The sequence below is a fragment of the Streptomyces spororaveus genome (assembly GCF_016755875.1).
GTDB lineage: Bacteria > Actinomycetota > Actinomycetes > Streptomycetales > Streptomycetaceae > Streptomyces > Streptomyces spororaveus.
Genome location: NZ_BNED01000005.1, coordinates 993188 through 1008752 on the forward strand (window position 1 = coordinate 993188; position 15565 = coordinate 1008752).

General features: G+C 68.4%; 13 protein-coding genes and 1 pseudogene. 11 read left to right on the plus strand and 3 right to left on the minus strand.

What is annotated here, in order from left to right:
* The first annotated feature begins 33 nt into the window (after positions 1-33).
* The 10 genes from Sspor_RS07230 to Sspor_RS07275 all read left to right on the plus strand — a co-directional run bounded on the left by Sspor_RS07230 (position 34) and on the right by Sspor_RS07275 (position 10913).
* Entirely contained in the window at positions 34-513 is a 480-nt protein-coding gene (locus Sspor_RS07230; protein ID WP_202198308.1) for a GNAT family N-acetyltransferase, read from the plus strand.
* Positions 510-1016, plus strand: a complete 507-nt coding sequence (locus Sspor_RS07235) for an NUDIX domain-containing protein (protein WP_237403721.1) — start codon at positions 510-512, stop codon at positions 1014-1016. Before Sspor_RS07230 ends, Sspor_RS07235 begins: the two co-directional genes overlap by 4 nt.
* On the plus strand, positions 1017-1673 hold the full coding sequence (locus tag Sspor_RS07240) for a M15 family metallopeptidase (RefSeq protein WP_202198309.1): 657 nt from the start codon (positions 1017-1019) through the stop codon (positions 1671-1673). It begins immediately after the preceding gene.
* Positions 1674-1718: 45 nt separating this feature from the next.
* Positions 1719-4094, plus strand: coding sequence for a methyltransferase, FxLD system (fxlM, locus tag Sspor_RS07245; protein ID WP_202198310.1), 2376 nt, complete (start codon positions 1719-1721; stop codon positions 4092-4094).
* Positions 4091-4648, plus strand: coding sequence for a P-loop nucleotide/nucleoside kinase family protein (locus Sspor_RS07250; protein ID WP_202198311.1), 558 nt, complete (start codon positions 4091-4093; stop codon positions 4646-4648). The genes fxlM and Sspor_RS07250 overlap by 4 nt, the downstream gene beginning before the upstream one ends.
* Before the next feature lie 19 nt (positions 4649-4667).
* The gene (locus Sspor_RS07255) at positions 4668-4871 is read left to right on the plus strand and encodes a hypothetical protein (RefSeq protein ID WP_202198312.1); all 204 of its coding nucleotides are present in this window, start codon (positions 4668-4670) and stop codon (positions 4869-4871) included.
* 43 nt (positions 4872-4914) lie between these two features.
* Positions 4915-6375, plus strand: a complete 1461-nt coding sequence (locus Sspor_RS07260) for a site-specific integrase (protein ID WP_202198313.1) — start codon at positions 4915-4917, stop codon at positions 6373-6375.
* A 404-nt stretch (positions 6376-6779) separates the two neighbouring features.
* Positions 6780-8168 carry a hypothetical protein gene (locus Sspor_RS07265; RefSeq protein ID WP_202198314.1) on the plus strand — a complete coding sequence of 463 codons (1389 nt, stop codon included), beginning with the start codon at positions 6780-6782 and terminating at the stop codon, positions 8166-8168.
* 98 nt (positions 8169-8266) lie between these two features.
* Positions 8267-10348 (plus strand): hypothetical protein, encoded by a 2082-nt coding sequence (locus tag Sspor_RS07270; protein ID WP_202198315.1) that lies wholly within the window; start codon positions 8267-8269, stop codon positions 10346-10348.
* Positions 10349-10373: 25 nt separating this feature from the next.
* Positions 10374-10913, plus strand: coding sequence for a hypothetical protein (locus tag Sspor_RS07275; protein ID WP_202198316.1), 540 nt, complete (start codon positions 10374-10376; stop codon positions 10911-10913).
* A gap of 50 nt (positions 10914-10963) precedes the next feature.
* On the opposite strand, the pseudogene Sspor_RS07280 reads toward Sspor_RS07275, so the two are convergent.
* Both Sspor_RS07280 and Sspor_RS07285 read right to left on the minus strand, forming a co-directional pair.
* Positions 10964-11797: pseudogene (locus Sspor_RS07280) on the minus strand (ISAzo13 family transposase); the annotation flags it as partial.
* A gap of 12 nt (positions 11798-11809) precedes the next feature.
* A protein-coding gene (locus Sspor_RS07285) for an IS5 family transposase (protein ID WP_202198317.1) occupies positions 11810-12720 on the minus strand; the annotation gives its coding sequence in 2 pieces (ribosomal slippage) (positions 11810-12366 and positions 12366-12720; 912 coding nt in all).
* Between the two features lie 356 nt (positions 12721-13076).
* On the opposite strand from Sspor_RS07285, the gene Sspor_RS07290 reads away from it, so the two are divergent.
* A complete protein-coding gene (locus tag Sspor_RS07290; protein ID WP_202198318.1) occupies positions 13077-14273 on the plus strand; it encodes an IS110 family RNA-guided transposase in 1197 nt (398 codons plus the stop codon).
* A 109-nt stretch (positions 14274-14382) separates the two neighbouring features.
* Here Sspor_RS07290 and Sspor_RS07295 read toward each other — a convergent pair whose 3' ends face one another.
* Positions 14383-15516, minus strand: coding sequence for a substrate-binding domain-containing protein (locus Sspor_RS07295; RefSeq protein WP_373318894.1), 1134 nt, complete (start codon positions 15514-15516; stop codon positions 14383-14385).
* Positions 15517-15565: the final 49 nt, after the last annotated feature.

Here is a 15565-nt window from a genome sequence, read left to right on the forward strand (position 1 = left end):
ACCGGAGCCCCGCTTTCGAGGAAGGAACACGGTATGTCCCAGCCCCGCCTGGCCACACCCGCCGACGCGCCGGAGATCTCCCGCCTGCGCTCGGAGAACATCCTGTCTGAGCCCCTGGACCCGCTCTGGCTGAACCGGTGCACAGGCCAGCTCGCCGAACGCCTCGCATCCGGAGGCGACGCGCGCGCCTACGTCGTCGACGCCCCCGACGGCCGCCTGGCCAGCTGCGCCCTGGGTCTCGTCCACAAGGTCCTGCCGGCCCCCAAGTACCCGAAGGGGCTTGCCGTACGGATCCACGCGGTGGCCACCGACCCCGATCACCGGCGCCGTGGCCACGCCAAGGCCGCGCTCACCGCGCTCCTGGACCATCTGGAAGCCGAAGGGGTCACCCTCTACGAGCTGTACGCGAACGAGGGCTCGACCCCGCTCTACGAAGGGCTCGGATTCGCGAGTAATCGGATGCTAATGCGGATGACCCGCTTCGCCGTCCCGCTCGACGGGAGGGCATCGTGAGCGGCACTTCTTGGCTGCCTCCGGAGGAGTTCGCCGCGACGCTCCCCAAGGCCACGGTCTTCGGCGCGGTGTTCTTCACCGACGAGGCCGACCGGCCCGTCCATCTCCGCGCCACGTACACCACTACCCATCCGTGGCAGTGGCCGGGCGGGATCGCGGAAGCCGGGGAGCGGCCGTGGCAGACCGCGGTACGCGAATGCCGGGAAGAGACCGCGCTGGAGCTGGCTGGACCACCCCGGCTGCTCGCCGCCGTGTTCGGACTGCCCGGAGCCGCGTGGCCCCTGAGCACGGTGGGCTTCGTGTTCGACGGCGGCCGGCTCACCGCGGCGCAGCTCGAAGGGATCGTGCTGGACCCGGCCGAGCACGACGAGGTCCGGGCGCTGGCGGTAGCCGACTGGGAACCGCTCATGCCGGGCCGGGACTTCGCCCGGCTGCAAGCGGTCATGGCGGCCCGGGAGTCGGGTGTGCCCGTGTACTTCGATGCCTGGGACTGGGAGAAGTAGATGAGCATCGTGCTGATGTCCGATCCGAAGGTGGCTGCGATCCCCGTGGCCGACAACGGCGAGCGGCTGACCGACATCCGCGCCGGCGAGCACTTCCTGGTCGACGACCGTCGCCGCGACGCGGCAGGTGCCTTCGCCCTGCTCCGCTCCGGGGTCGTGGACCGGCTCCTGCACGCCCAGGGGCTGCTGCCGGACGGGCTGCGCCTCCTGATCGTCGAGGGGTACCGTCCGCCGAACCTGCAAACGCGGTACTTCCAGCAGTACACCGATCAGCTCCGGGTGGCCTACCCGGCATGGACGGAGGAGGAACTGCGGGCCGGGGCGAGCCGGTACGTCTCACCGCCGGAGATCGCCCCGCACAGCGCGGGCGCGGCCGTCGACCTGACCCTCGTCGACGCGGAGGGCTCCGAGCTAGACATGGGCACCCGCGTGAACGCGACCCCGGAGGAGAGCGCGGGCGCCTGCTACACGCTCGCCGACACCATCACCCGCCAAGCCCGGCTCCACCGCACCGTCCTCAGCGACGCCCTGACCAGCACGGGCCTCGTGAACTACGGGAGCGAGTGGTGGCACTGGTCATTCGGAGACCGGTACTGGGCCCTGATGTCGGGCCGCTCGACCGCCCTGTACGGACGGACCGTCCCGCACCCGGCCTGACCTCCCTGAACATCCTGAACATCCTGCTGAAGGAGCACCCCGTACATGAGTACCCCACCCACCATGCAGGGATGGCACGACCACTACGCCCGCGGCCGTGACTTCAAGCCGCTGAGCGACAAGGAGGAGGCTGCCCTCCGACACCATCTGGCCCTCCCCCAGGACGCGGGCGCCGCGCCGGCCCTGGAACTGGGCTGTGGGACCGGTGAAGTGGCCCGGCTGCTGGCGGACGTCGGATACCAGGTAACCGCGGTGGACTGGGCCCAGGCCGCCGTCGACCGCGCCGAAGCCAACCCGTCGCAGGCCATCACCTACCACCAGCTCGACATCACCAGCGGCGACCTCGCCTCCCTCACCCCGGGCGGCGAGGGGTTCCGGGTCATCATCCTGCGCCGGACCCTGGCCCACCTGCCCGACCGGACCCGCACCGTCGCCGAACTCGCAGCCCTCCTTCAGCCCGAGGGCACGCTGTGCGTGATCACCCCGCACGCCGACCGATTCCCGGAAAAGCTGCGCGGGATCTGCCTGGACGACGCCGAGATCGACCTGCTCTGCGACGGCTGGGAGTACGTCGAGCGCGTCGAGGCCGGCGACTCCACGGTCCTGTTGCTGCGCGGTCCGAAGACCGGCGCCGTCGTCTACGGGGAGAAGCGGACGCCGACGCCGGTGGCGATGGCCGGCGTCGCGGTCGTCGTCACCAACACCCACGGGCAGCTCCTCCTCGGCTGGAACAACGCCCGCACCATGTGGGAGCTCCCGGCCGGGAAAGTTGAGCCGGGAGAGCCGTTCCAGGTCACGGCGGTAAGAGAGTTGGAGGAGGAGTCCGGACTGGTCGCCCGCCCGGAGGCGGTGATGCTGCTGGGCACCCTGTGCGACGCCACCCACGGAGGCTTCACCCGCGTCACCGAGGTCGCCCGGCTCACCGACTACACCAGCGAGCCCGCGGTGCGGGAGCTCGACCTGTCCCGTTGGGAATGGCACAACCTGTCCGACCTGCGGAGCCTGCCGCAGCCGCTGTTCACGGCCAGCGCCCAGGCCGTGAACGTCGTCTGGCCCGGCCTGCTGCCCCACGTGCCGGCCGCCCACCACACCCCGCGCCCCGCTGGCACCATCACGCTCGGGTTCGGGGAGCCGCCAAGCGCCCTGCGGCTGCGCGAACAGCTCGTGCGCGAGCTGACCGAGGCAGGCTGGACCGACACCCCTGATCTCCGGCGGGCCTTCACCGTCGTGCCCCGCCAGGCCTTCCTGCCCGAGCAGCCCCTGGACCGGGCGTATGCCAACGAGGCGGTGGCGACCGTCTTCGACGAAGTGACCGGCCGGTCGATGAGCTCGGTGTCCCAGCCCGAGATGCAGGCCCGCATGCTCCGCGAAGCCGCTCTTCGGCCGGGCGACCGGGTACTGGAGATCGGGGGCGGCGGCTACAACGCGTGCCTGGCCGCCGAACTCGTCGGCCCGACGGGTTCGGTCGTGTGCGTGGAGATCGACCCCTACGTCCATGCCCGCACCGAGCGGTTCCTCGCCGAGACCGGGTACGCGGACCGCGTCCGGCTTGTCCTCGGTGACGGCACCCACGGAGCGCCCGGAGCGCTCGTTCCTGCTGAGGGCTTCGACGCGATCATGGTGACGGTCGCCGCGAACGACGCCCCGAATGCGTGGTTCGGCCAGCTCGGCGAAGGCGGTCGTCTGGTCGTGCCGTTGCGGATCGGCGGGTTCACCCGCGCCATCGGGCTCCGCAAGGAGGCTGGTGCGCTGGCTTCCACCGGCATCAGCGTCTGCGGTTTCGTGCCGATGCAGGGCAACGGCTGGTGGGACGAGACACCCGACCCGATCGGCGAAAGCGGCTACGGCGTCCGTTGGGAGGACAGCGAGCCTTCCCCGCTCGACGGCCTCGACCGGGCCCTCACCACAGACCAGGTGGTGGAGGTACGAACCGGGGTGACCGTCGTCGAGAACGAGTCCTTCGAGCACCTGCAACTGTGGCTGGCGACTTCGGTGTCCGGATTCTGCCGCCTGACCGGGGACCGCGAGAATCTCGGCCCTGTTCGGCTGCCGAAGAGCATGGATGCCATGGCGATGGTGTCTGCCGGCTCCCTGGCCTGCGTGGTGGTCGATCGCCTCGCCGACGACGAGTCCGGCTCCACGCCCACCTGGGAGTTCCTCGTCCAGGGCGTCGGCCCCGACGGCAAGACCGCCGCAGACACCCTGACCGGTGCCATCCACGCCTGGGACCGGGGGCTCCGCGGCCGCGCCACCCCCGCATTGACGATCCTGCCCGCGGGGACACCCGACAGTCTGCTGCCCGCCGGCGACATCGTCGAGAAGCCCCAGACGCGCATCGTGACTGGCTGGACTGGGCGTGACGGCGCCGCCGATCCGGGCGTTGGGCAGGACTCGGCGAGGGAAGGGGAGACCGGGCGGTGATCATCTGGGTCAACGGGGCGTTCGGCGCCGGCAAGTCGACACCGGCCGTTGGGCTTCGCGAGGCGTTGAGCGGATCGGTCATCGCAGACCCGGAGGACGTCGGCGCGCTCCTTCGCCAGAGCATGGCCGGCCACCCCCGAAGGGTGCGCGACTACCAGGACTACGCCGCCTGGCGGCGTCTGACCACCCGCCTCGTCGCCGAGCTCCATGAGCTCGCCGCCGGGCCTGTGATCGTCCCGATGACCGTCCTCAACCCCGCTTACGCGGCCGAGGTGTTCGGGCCGCTCTCCGAGCTGGGGACGCCCTTCCACCACGTGGTGCTCCACGCCGGTCCCGATCAGCTCGAAGCGCGTATCGAAGCGAGCTGCGAGTACCCGGGTGAAGAGGAGCGCAGCGAGGCCGTCCGCTCCCACCGGCGCCGACGGGCCGCCGACTACGGCCAGGCCGCGGCTGCCTGGCTGCACGCCGCCGCCTCGCACGTCATCGACACCAGCCACCTCACCCCCGGACAGACCCTCCACACCGTCCTCGCTCACCTCCCCGTCATCCCCTGAACACCCGGAGATCCGCACCATGACCACCCTCGTGACCCGTGCCGTCCGGCTCGGAACCCGGCCGAGCCCCATGGCGATGGAGCAGACCGGCCGCTTCGCCGACACCTTCCGCACCCGGCACCCCGGCACCACCCTCGACATCATCAAGATCACCAGCGAGGGCGACGCCCACCGCGGACCGCTCTCCCAGATCGGCGGCAAAGGCGCCTTCTGTCTACGGTGACCGTGTTGTCAGAGGTCGTGTTGCCGTACGTGAGGCGTGCGTTGTGGACGAGTGGCAGCTGTTCTGGACCGGCGCGGACGTTGTGGCGCCGGCGTCAGAAGCTGGTGTTCTTGACGGCTGGGAGGGTCTCGCAGCGCGCGAGAGCCAGCTAGGGATTCGTACGGGGCAGCCAATCCTTCTTTCGCCTGCGGGACGGGTCGACCCGCGGCTGAGCCGGATTTTCAAGTCGCACTACTTCGCTCGGAAGTCCGAGGGGACTCGGCAGACGTATGCCCCCTGCTACCGCGTGTTCTTCACCTTCCTGTGGCAGCGGGGCCTTAACTGGGACGAAGCAACCCCAGAGGACCTGGAGGACTGGGAGGACTGGCGTTTGCGAGGGCTGGGCAACCGGAACACGATCACGGGGTCAACGTGGGGCAAGGAACTTGCGGCTCTGCGCTTGCTCTATGACATCGCGAGGAAGCTGAGGTTCGTCGCGGACAGTCCGGTGCTTCTGAGGTCGTTCGTCCTGCCGGACGGAACTATGGTGGAGTCGGCGGAGCTGGCTCCCGCTGATGTGCGCGGCTCGGACGTGAAGTGGCTGACGCCACGGGCCTACAGGCTGTGGCGGGACGTTGGTCTGGGCGGGATGCTTTCGGATGGTCTGGAGAATCCGAGCTGGCCGGGCCGCAACGACGCCCGGGACACGTCGTACGCGGACCTCGTGTACTCCTCCGGGCTCCGGCGCAGGGAGGGCGGAACGCTGCTCCTCGCGGAGCTGCCAGAGCTGACTGACCGGCGATACTACGCCGGCAAAGTGGGAACGGCTGTCGCAAAGCGCGCCGGCCGTACCTACTACGCCAGCCACGGCGCGCTACGGACGGTGGAGTACTACCGGCTGTCCACGCGGGCCCAGGCCGTAAGGCGGGCTCAAATGCGGGGACTGTACGAGCAGGTGCCGGACAAGCGGATCCTGGAAGAGGTCACGCGCCGGCGGATCGCTCGCTGGTCGGAGCCCGACGGCAGACTCGGCCAGGCCCACCTGGACAAGCTGAATGTCCGCCAGCGCATGAAGCTCTTCGTCCGCGCGGCTGACGGGCTGGAGCCGGCCATGGTGTGGCTGACCGAGTCGGGCATGCCGATGGCCTACCGCAGCTGGACCAAGACCTTCGAACGGGCCAGCGAACGGTGTGCCGCGATGGGGCTCACGGTGTTCGCGACCCCGCACATGCTGCGCCATTCCATGGCCTTGCGAATGCTTCTGGCCCTCAACCATGCACTGGACCGGCGTCTGGGACTGACGCCCGGTGAACGGCGCCGGTACGAGGAGGCTTATGGGACGGTCTGGTCGATGGTGAAGGACCTGCTCGGACACCTGTCGGAGGAGACTACGAAGGCCATCTACCTAGAGCCGGTCCGCGGGCTCCAGCTGGAGACGCTGCTCAACGATGAGGACCATCCGGTGAACGACCTGATGCTGAGCGAACTGGCCCGGCGAACCGGCCTGATCTTGGACGCCGTGTGACGCGAGGGAGGGGCAAGGCGACCCTGCCGCCTGCGGAATACCGGCGCCGGAGCACCGTCGATGCCTCCGGACTGATCTGTACCCCGCTGGGACCCGCCGGCCAGGACCTGGGCACCTACAACTTCACTCAGTGTCCGGGATCGCTGGAGATCAGGCGGGAACTGGCGGCCGGCTTCGCCCGCGCCGCCAGGGCCTGGACCAGCGCGGCCAGCTGCGACACCCACGCCAAGGTGGTCCGCCAGTTCCTGAGGCATCTGGAAAAGGAGTATGGGAAGACCATCGGACACGTTGGCGAGATCAGCGCAGGTATCTGGAACAGGTGGGTGGACGCAATCGAAACCAGGCGGATGCTCGGTGCCGTCCTGCGCCAGGTGCCTTCACTGCCGGCGGCTACGCTCGCGGCGATGTCCGTTCGAAGCCGCTGGGTCCGCAAGGCCGCGCCCAAGGAGAGCTTCTCCCGCACCGAACTGCTGATGATCCGGGACGAGGCAGCACGGACCGTTCGGACTGCCCGCCTCCGGATCACGAGCAACGCCCGCCTGCTGGAGCGCTGGCAGTCCGGCGAAATGACCGACGGGGACAAGGACTGGCCATGGGGTGAGCTGCTGGACATCCTCAGCCGCGACGGCGACTTCCCAAGGACACCGAGCGGGTACCCGCCCCATCCCGTCCGGCGGGAACTGGCCCGCCGCTTCGTGCCGCCCGGCCGCTACCACCAGGGCATCTCTGCTCTCTTCCCGACGGTCGTGGAAAAGGGCGCGGCCGCGGTGCTGCTGATCTGCCACGAGGCATGGAACCTGTCGGTGCTCGCGGCAATGGAGGTTCCGTCTGTGTGGCCGAACGGAGACGGGGACACCGCGGAGCCGGTGGTCCAGCGCGTCGAGACGGACAAGGCACGGCGTGGCTCCCGGCTGCGGCACAGTACGAACAACCTGGTCAACGTCGGTGAGGACACTGCAGGGTGGGCCTTGCGGCAGGTCGTTGACATGACCGAGCAGGTCCGGATCACGTTGGCGGGGCTTGGCCGGCCGAGCAGGGCCCTGTTGTGGTCGCGGGGTCTGCACCGGGGGGAGATGTTCAACGATGGGTCCACGGGGCTTGAGCACGCCATCGTGGACTGGTGCGAACTCATGGGTGCCCGCTGCGTAGCCCTGCCACCGGGTATCGGCGCCCGCAAGCTGCGGCATTCGGTGGAGGTCGTCATCGGCGCTCCTCACAACAACACCCGGAAGGTCCACGACGACGCGTACGTGCGGCGAGACCGTCGGGTCATCGAGGACTCCCCGACCGCGGTGGCTGCCGGGCTGACCAAGGCGGTGGAACAGGCACGCGCTCACGTCAGGATGAGGGTCGTCACCGTGGACGGCGGCGACCCGGAGTGCCAGGCCCACGCTGTCCAGGGCCAGGTGGGCATCACGCTGGAGGCCGCCCGGCAGTTCGTCTCGGGCGATCTCGATACGACTGTCGGGGCGTGCCAGGACTTCGACCACAGCCCGTTCAGCACCGACGGCCCCTGCTCGGTGTCCTTCCTCCTGTGCTTCGCCTGCCCCAATGCGCTCGCCACCGGGCGCCACCTCCCACGGATCGTCTACCTGTTCAAGGCATTGGAGGCGCTGCGGTCGGCGGTGGCGCCGGCCGTGTGGATGGCCGACTGGAAGGAGCACCACGCCCGGGTGGGTGATCTCCTGGCCGAGCACACCGTCGAGCGGGCCTGGCCCGCTCTTCTGGGCCGGCTCACCGGGTCGGACCGGGAACTGATCGACGCGATGCTTGAGAGGAAGCTGGACCCGTGACACGCTCATCCGGCTCTGCGCTGGCGGGCCCCGGCCTGGTGGATCCGCCACCCACCGCCCTGGTGTTCCCGCCCGCGCGAGTACGGCGGGGTGTCGAGATGGAGGTCCTGCCGCGGTTTGCCGACGACCGCTGGCAGTTCGCCTACCTCGACCAGCGCGAGACCACACGTAGTTCCGCAATCCGGTGGAGCACGTTCCCGGCCCCGCTTCGGGCATCCTTCAAGCGCCTGGCCTGGGCCTTGGTGCACATTCCCACGCCGCCTGCCCTGATGGACCAGCGCGCCTCAGTGACCCGCTCGGTGGTCACGCCGGCGACGATGATCCTCACAGTCCGATCCTGGCAGAACTTCGCCGATTGGGCCGACCGGCGCTCAGTTACCCGTCTCGACCGCCTGAGCCGTGAGGACCTTGAGCATTTCGCCACCACCCTGACGGACAGGAAGGGCGCGGGTGCGGACGAGCGGGTCCTGTTCGCCCTGACTCGTGCCTGGGCATACGCGCCCTTCATGCTCCCCGGCGACCGCCTGGTGATGCCGCCGTGGGCAGAGCCGGCGAGTGCGCCCGGTGACTTCACCGACTCCAGCAACGGGCCCGCTCGCGGAGAGAACCGCACACCGGTCATCCACCCGGCGACGATGTCACCCCTGCTCGTGTGGGCCCTTCGCATGGTCCTGGACCTAGCACCCGACATCCTGGCCGCCCGCCGGGAATGGCAGCGGCTCGAGGCCGCCGTGGTGCCGCCGGGCTCGGCTCCGAGGGACGGCCGGGACCGCCTTCGCGCCTACATGCGCCAACTACGGGCGAGCGGTGAGGGCATCCCGGCATACAGAGGACGGTCCACTCGAGCTGTGAGCGCGCGATGGGACACGAGTGGGCCCGCCGCGAACGTCCGCTTCATCGCAGGACTCCTCGCGGTCACCACAGGCCAAGTGCAGGATTTCCTTCGCGGCGGCCCTGAGCCGCTGGTCGGACTAAAGTTCGCAGACGGTGCCGCCCTGCCCACGCCGATCACCGCGGCCGTCGATGGAAAGGCGTGGACCCACAGCATCGACCACAGCGAAGTGCGGGCGCTGACGGTGCATCTGGCTACGGCCGCCACCGTGGTCATCGCCTACCTGTCCGGGATGCGGCCCGCCGAGGTTCTGCACCTGGAACGCGGTTGTGCGACCAGGGAAGAACGCGCCGACGGCACCGTCCGCTACCGCGTTGCCGGCCGTCACTTCAAGGGCGTCACCGATCACGAGGGCAACACACGACTGGAGGGGGAAATCCGCCCCGACCCCTGGACCGTGATCGAGGTAGTCCACCGGGCCATCCAGGTGCTGGAGAACCTCTCCGACGAGCAGCTGCTGCTTCCCCGAACCATCAGCCCGCATCACCGCGCTGCCGGGTATCTCGCGCGCGGGCTGTCCAGCGACACGGTCACGCACTGGATCAAGAGGTTCATCGCCTGGGCGAACGAGCAGGCCGCCATCCTGGAGCGGCCTCACGAGATCATCCCCACCGATCCGGACGGTGACGTCACACTTCGACGCTTCCGCCGTACGGTGGCCTGGTTCATCTACCGCCAGCCCGGTGGACGCATCGCGCTCGGCCTGCAGTACGGCCACGTCGGCGCATCCCTGGCCGAGTCCTACGGCGGCCGGACCACGGCCGACATGCTGGACGTCCTGGACTTCGAGCAGGGCATCGCCATGGCGGACGCGCTTGCCGAAGCCAGCGAGCGCATCCAGGCGGGCGAGACGGTCAGCGGTCCAGCTGCCGACCGCTACCGCGCGGCGGCTGCCCAATACCACCATGCGTACGACGGCGCCTTCGTCTCCAAGGCGCAGCTCACCGCGCTGAGGAGCAACCCTCGCCTCCAGATCCACGATACAGACGCGTCCCTGCTCGCCTGCAACTACGACGCGTTCAAGGCGCTGTGCGACCCCGAACGCGGCCGGCCCGGCGCAGCGGCGCAGAAGACGCCCAGCCCCAGCCGCTGCAATCCCTCCTGCGGCAACGTCTCACGCACCGACACGCACATGGAACGGGCACGCCGGGAGATCACACGGATCGAGAGAGAGCTCGCTGATGGGTTCGACCCGCTTCCCCTGCGTTCACGCAAACTGCAGCGCACCGCTGCTCTACGCCTGATCATCGACAACCACGAGGCCGCACGGCCGACGGAGCCGGCGTGAACGGGACGGGCTCATGAACACCCCCATGACCGGCGCGCACGAGATCACACCAGACCCAGCGAGCGGGCAGGACGCCTCTGCCCCAGTACCGATGGCGGCCGCCATCGCACAGACCGTTGGAGCTGTCCTGGCCCAGAGCGCTGCGCTCACCGCCCCGAGTACCACAGTGGATGCGGACGAGATCAGAGCGATCACCGACGCCATGATCCGGCTCCTCATCGGTGTTCCGTGCCGCTCCGACGGACAACTGACCGTGAAGTCGCTGGCCGCCGAGGCAGGGCTCAGACGCAACAAGCTGACCCACAAGCACACCGGCCTCAGAGACCTCTTCTACGCCCTCGTCCGAGCCCAGGACGTCCGCCCCAAGATCGCCGACAGCCTGAAGGCCGATAACGACACGCTGCGGAAGCAGGTCTCACGACTTCGAGCCGACCGGGACGCGCAGGCCGCCCAAACCGCCCAACTCGTGCGAGTGATCCAGGTGCTCGAACTTGAAAACCTCCAGCTCCGCGAGTCCGCCGACAGCACCGGCGTCATCCGGGTCCTCGCCCCGCGAGGACATTAGCCACCGCAGCCAGGGTCAGGTGCCCCTGGTCCGGTCTAGGCGAACATCGGTAGAGCGGTTTCGGAAGCGAGCTGGGCCAGCTGGAGCTTCCAGACCCGGGTGCGGTAGCCGTTGGATCCGCCGGCGTCGGCGGTGATCAGCAGCCGTGTCGCCTGCGGGTAACTGGCCTGGTCCTGGCCGTGCCACCAGCGGCGGATCGATTCCACTGCGAACGCGGCGGTGTCGTGATCGGTGCCGACGTTGACCCAGCCGGTGTGCGCGGTCAGGTCGTAGATCCCACAGGGGACGGCTTTGCCCAGCTGCGGGTCGGCGAAGTCGTGGACGCCGACCGGGACGGGCTCGCCAACGGGACGCCCCTGGCGGCCGCTGTTCTTGAACTCGTCGACGAGTTCCTTCTTCTTGGTGTCCACGCTGATGACCGGCTGGCCGGCGTCCCGGTGGTTGCGGGCTTGCTCGTTGAGGTAGCGGAACTGGGCATCCCGGTCCGGGTGCTGATTGCCCTCGAGCGTCTTTGCGTTCGCCTGCAGGCTGAAGCCCTCTTCCCGCAGCAGGTCGCCCACGGTATCGGCGCTGATCCGGTGCCCGGCCCGCACCAGCTCCGCCGCGAGCGTACGGGTCGATTTCACAGTCCACCGCAGCGGCGACATCGGATCGCCCCTCTCATCGGGCTCGACCAGCGCGAGCAGTGCCGGCCGCACACCCGGGTCCAGGTCGGCGACTCGTTTGCGTCCTCCGCCGGGACGCCCGACCCGTCCCAACGGCTCGTCGCCGGATTCCAGCTCGAACACGCCATCGCGGACCGTCGTCTCACTGACCTGGGCCGCCCGAGCGACAGCGCGGATGCCACCATGCCCCAGCAGCCGGGCCTCGGCCCCCATCAACAGCCGTCGCTGCCGCTAGGCCGTGTCTGACAAATGATCACGGGCTGGTTCGCGGAGCCAGAGGATCAGCGAGGCCAGGACGACTCCGGCACGGTAGCGGTCGGCGAGCTTGTCGAACCTGGTCGCGATCGCGCGGAATTGCTTGAGGCGTGCGAAGCATCGTTCGACGACGTTGCGGTCGCGGTAGGCCTCCTTGTCGAACGCGGGCGGCCGGCCGCCGTGGCGCCCTCGGCGCCGACGGTTGGCCGCTTGGTCGCGGCGCTCGGGGATCGTGACGGCGATGCCGCGGCGCCGCAGCAGGTGCCGGATCGCCCGGCTGGAGTAGGCCTTGTCGCCCAGGACTCGGGTCGGTGTCGTGCGCGGGCGGCCGGTGTCGGCTCTCGGAACGCGGATCCCGTCGAGGACCTGACCGAAGGCGGTGGCGTCGTTGACGTTGCCAGGCGTGAGCACGATGGACAGGGGCAGGCCCCGGCCGTCGACGGCGAGGTGGACCTTGGTGGTCAGCCCGCCTCGGGACCGGCCGAGGGCCTGGCGCGTCTGCGAGCGGCCCGGATCTTCCAGTTCGTCCCCGTCTGCGGCCCCTTTTTACGTGCGCCGGCGGCATGCTGGTAGGCCCGGTTGACCGTGGAGTCGACGGCGACGGTCCACTCCACCCGGCCCACCGCGTCGTCGCGGACCTGCACATGCTCCAACAGCCTCGCCCACGTACCATCCGCCTCCCAGCGGGCGAACCGCTCGTAGACGGTCTGCCACGGCCCATACCGCTCCGGCAGGTCACGCCATGGAGCCCCGGTCCGCAACCGCCACAGCACACCATTGACCACCTGCCGGTGATCACGCCACGGCCGACCACGCCCGTCCACCTGCGGCAACAAGGGCTCTATCCGCTCCCACGCCGCTTCCGTCAACTCGCCTCGCCCTGCCACAAGATCAATTATCAGACAGGCCTTAGTCCAGATGCGGGAACAACACCGCAATCTTCGCGGAGAGTTCGATACGGGTCTCGTCCGGGATGCGCATACCAGACCCTTAAGAATTGGAGGTGGTTCGGGAGGACCAGGCACGGCTGATACCACCCTGCTGGACAATGGTTGCGGTCCGGGAGGACCAGGCATGGCTGATGCCAGGTTGCCGTTGTTGTGGCTTTCGTTGAATGGCCACCTGGTCCTCCGGGACGCTCTGGCTACTGATTGAGATCTGCGGTCATCGCTGCTTAAGGGCCTGATGCGGAGTGTTCCGAGGACCAACGAAGGGCTGGTCACCAGGAAACGGAGCGACGTCAGTGGGCAACGAAAATCACCAGATATGGGTAGGTATCGACGTCGGTAAAGGCCACCATTGGGCAGTGGCGATCAACAACGCGGGCGAGACCCTCTTATCCAGGAAGCTCTCCAACGATGAGCAGGAGATTCTCCAGCTGATCGCCACCGCCTGTGAAACCGCCGGGCAGGTTCAGTGGGCCGTTGACCTGCGGGGAAAGAGCGCGACGCTTCTCCTCGCCCTGCTCGCCGCGCATGGCCAGCAGGTGACGTACGTGCCGGGGCGGAGTGTGAACCGGGCAGCCGAGGGCTACCGCGGTGAAGGCAAAACAGACGCGAAGGACGCCTTGATCATCGCCGACATGGCCCGCGTCCGCCGGGACTTCACCATCATCACTCTCCCGGCCGAGGAGACCTGCACCCTTCGCTTACTGACCGCCAACCGGCGCGACCTCATTGCGGAGAGGGTCCGCCTGATCAACCGGATGCGGGATCTGTTGTGCGGCATCAGCCCGGCCTTGGAACGAGCCTTTGACTTCGCCCGTTCCAAGGGCGCGGTGACCATGCTCACGCGCTATCAGACCCCGGCCGGCCTGCGTCGTATAGGCGTCAAACGGCTGACCACATGGCTCGAACGGCGCAAGGTCCGCAGTCCCCAGCGGCTCGCGGAGAAAGCCGTAGCCGCAGCTGACCAGCAGCACACCGCGCTGCCCGGGGAAACCCGCGCCGCAGCCCTCGTGGCAGAACTGGCGCACCAGCTGCTGGAACTGGACGAGCGGATCGCGGTCAACGACAGGGAGATCCGGGACACCTTCCGTGCCGACGAACGCGCGGCGGTCATCGAATCGCTGCCCGGCATGGGCCCCATCCTTGGTGCCGAGTTCGTCGCGGTCGCCGGGGATCTGTCGGCCTACCGCGACGCCGGCCGCCTGGCGGCACACGCCGGCCTCGCCCCGGTACCGCGCGACTCCGGGCGCCGAACAGGCAATCTGCACCGGCCCAAACGCTACGACCGCCGCCTGCGCTGGGTGTTCTACCTCTCAGCCCAGAGCGCCATGATGTATCCAGGCCCCTCCAGGGACTTCTACCTGCGCAAACGTAGCGAAGGCCTGCGTCACGTCCAGGCCGTACTCGCTCTGGCCCGGCGCCGCGTTGACGTGCTCTGGGCCATGCTCCGCGACCACCGTCTCTACACCCTCGCCCCGCCATCGGCCGCTTGACAACCTCATTGAGATTCAACGAGCCCCAGCACGGGAAGCAACACCTTGATTCTCTGCAAGCCCTTAGTCGGCAGTTTTGGACGTGTTTGGCGGCTCGAAATCAACCATGCTACTTGCCCCAGATTTTCCGGTACGCCTCCCGGTAGCCCGTCGGATCCCATGACGTGGCGCCTTTGCTGTTTAGAGCAGTGGAGATGTGGACGGGCGCGACGTATGTGCTGGCGGGCTGGGCAGAAAATGCTCGGTTAAATTCATCGATGATCTGCCAGCCCTGTTCGATGAGTGGTTCGGGAATGGTGGCTGCTTGGTAATGACGGTTGTTGATGCGCTGGAAGGCAGAAGGGTCGCCGTCGCCCGCGCCGATGTTGAGGGGAGGACCGTCGCCTTGCTTACCCGCCGCTTGCAGAGCGGGAGCAGCGTCTGCGAAGTAGAGGTCGTTGATGGCGACGGAATAAGTCCACTTATTTTGGAACCGGGCCAGGAGGGATGAGACTGCCTGGGGGACGCGGCTGGTCGTGTCCGTGATCGGAATGTTCTCGTAGGACAGCAGGCTCACGCCGGAGCAGGTGGTGAGTTCCCTGCGGATCAGTTCGGATTTGTTCCTGGCGAAAGGTACCGAGGCGTCGGTGAAGATGACGACTCCGGCCTTGCCCTGGGAGTGCGCGATGATCCAGTCAGCGCTGGTTTTCGCGACATCCTCGACTCTGGTCGTGACGTTGGTGAAGAGTCTGGGGTGCTTGCTTGGTCCTGGAGAATGGACTGCGTGCCATCCGACGAGCGGGATGTTCCGGGCGTTGGCTTGCGCAACCTGTTGCGAGGTCACTGCGGGGTCGAAGGCGCTGATGACGATGCCCGCGGGCTTGAGGTTGATGGCCTGACTGAATGCGGCCTGGATTCCGGCCGGAGTGCCTTGCCCGTCAATGACCTTGACGTCCCAACCGATAACCTTTGCAGCCTCTCTTACGCCCCGTGCGACGCCCGCCACTCCAGGGTTGATCATGGTCTGGGCCACGAAGGCGATGGTCCTGCGCGAAGCCGCTTTGGGGCCGCTTGTGGGGCCGTCCCAAGAGGTGGTGGTGTTCATGGCTTGCTCTACGTTGCCCTCGGCTCTGGCGAGGGCGGCTGGGCAGCCGGCCTTCGGCGGGCCTGGGGAGGTGGAGTCTTGCCCGCATCCGGTCGTGGCGGCGGCGAATGCGAGTAGGGCTGCGGCCGCCATGATGGCCGTCTTGCGGCTTGGGTGCATGAGCAGGGTCCTTGCTGAGGGGTGGACAGCGCGCAGGAGACGTCCCGGG

Excerpts from the sequence above, each read along its gene's own strand:
- Sspor_RS07230 (WP_202198308.1), top strand. The coding sequence starts at position 34 with ATGTCCCAGCCCCGCCTGGCCACACCCGCCGACGCGCCGGAGATCTCC.
- Sspor_RS07240 (WP_202198309.1), top strand. The coding sequence starts at position 1,017 with ATGAGCATCGTGCTGATGTCCGATCCGAAGGTGGCTGCGATCCCCGTG.
- fxlM (WP_202198310.1), top strand. The coding sequence starts at position 1,719 with ATGAGTACCCCACCCACCATGCAGGGATGGCACGACCACTACGCCCGC.
- Sspor_RS07255 (WP_202198312.1), top strand. The coding sequence starts at position 4,668 with ATGACCACCCTCGTGACCCGTGCCGTCCGGCTCGGAACCCGGCCGAGC.
- Sspor_RS07265 (WP_202198314.1), top strand. The coding sequence starts at position 6,780 with ATGTCCGTTCGAAGCCGCTGGGTCCGCAAGGCCGCGCCCAAGGAGAGC.
- Sspor_RS07270 (WP_202198315.1), top strand. The coding sequence starts at position 8,267 with ATGGAGGTCCTGCCGCGGTTTGCCGACGACCGCTGGCAGTTCGCCTAC.
- Sspor_RS07275 (WP_202198316.1), top strand. The coding sequence starts at position 10,374 with ATGACCGGCGCGCACGAGATCACACCAGACCCAGCGAGCGGGCAGGAC.
- Sspor_RS07295 (WP_373318894.1), bottom strand. The coding sequence starts at position 15,516 with ATGCACCCAAGCCGCAAGACGGCCATCATGGCGGCCGCAGCCCTACTC.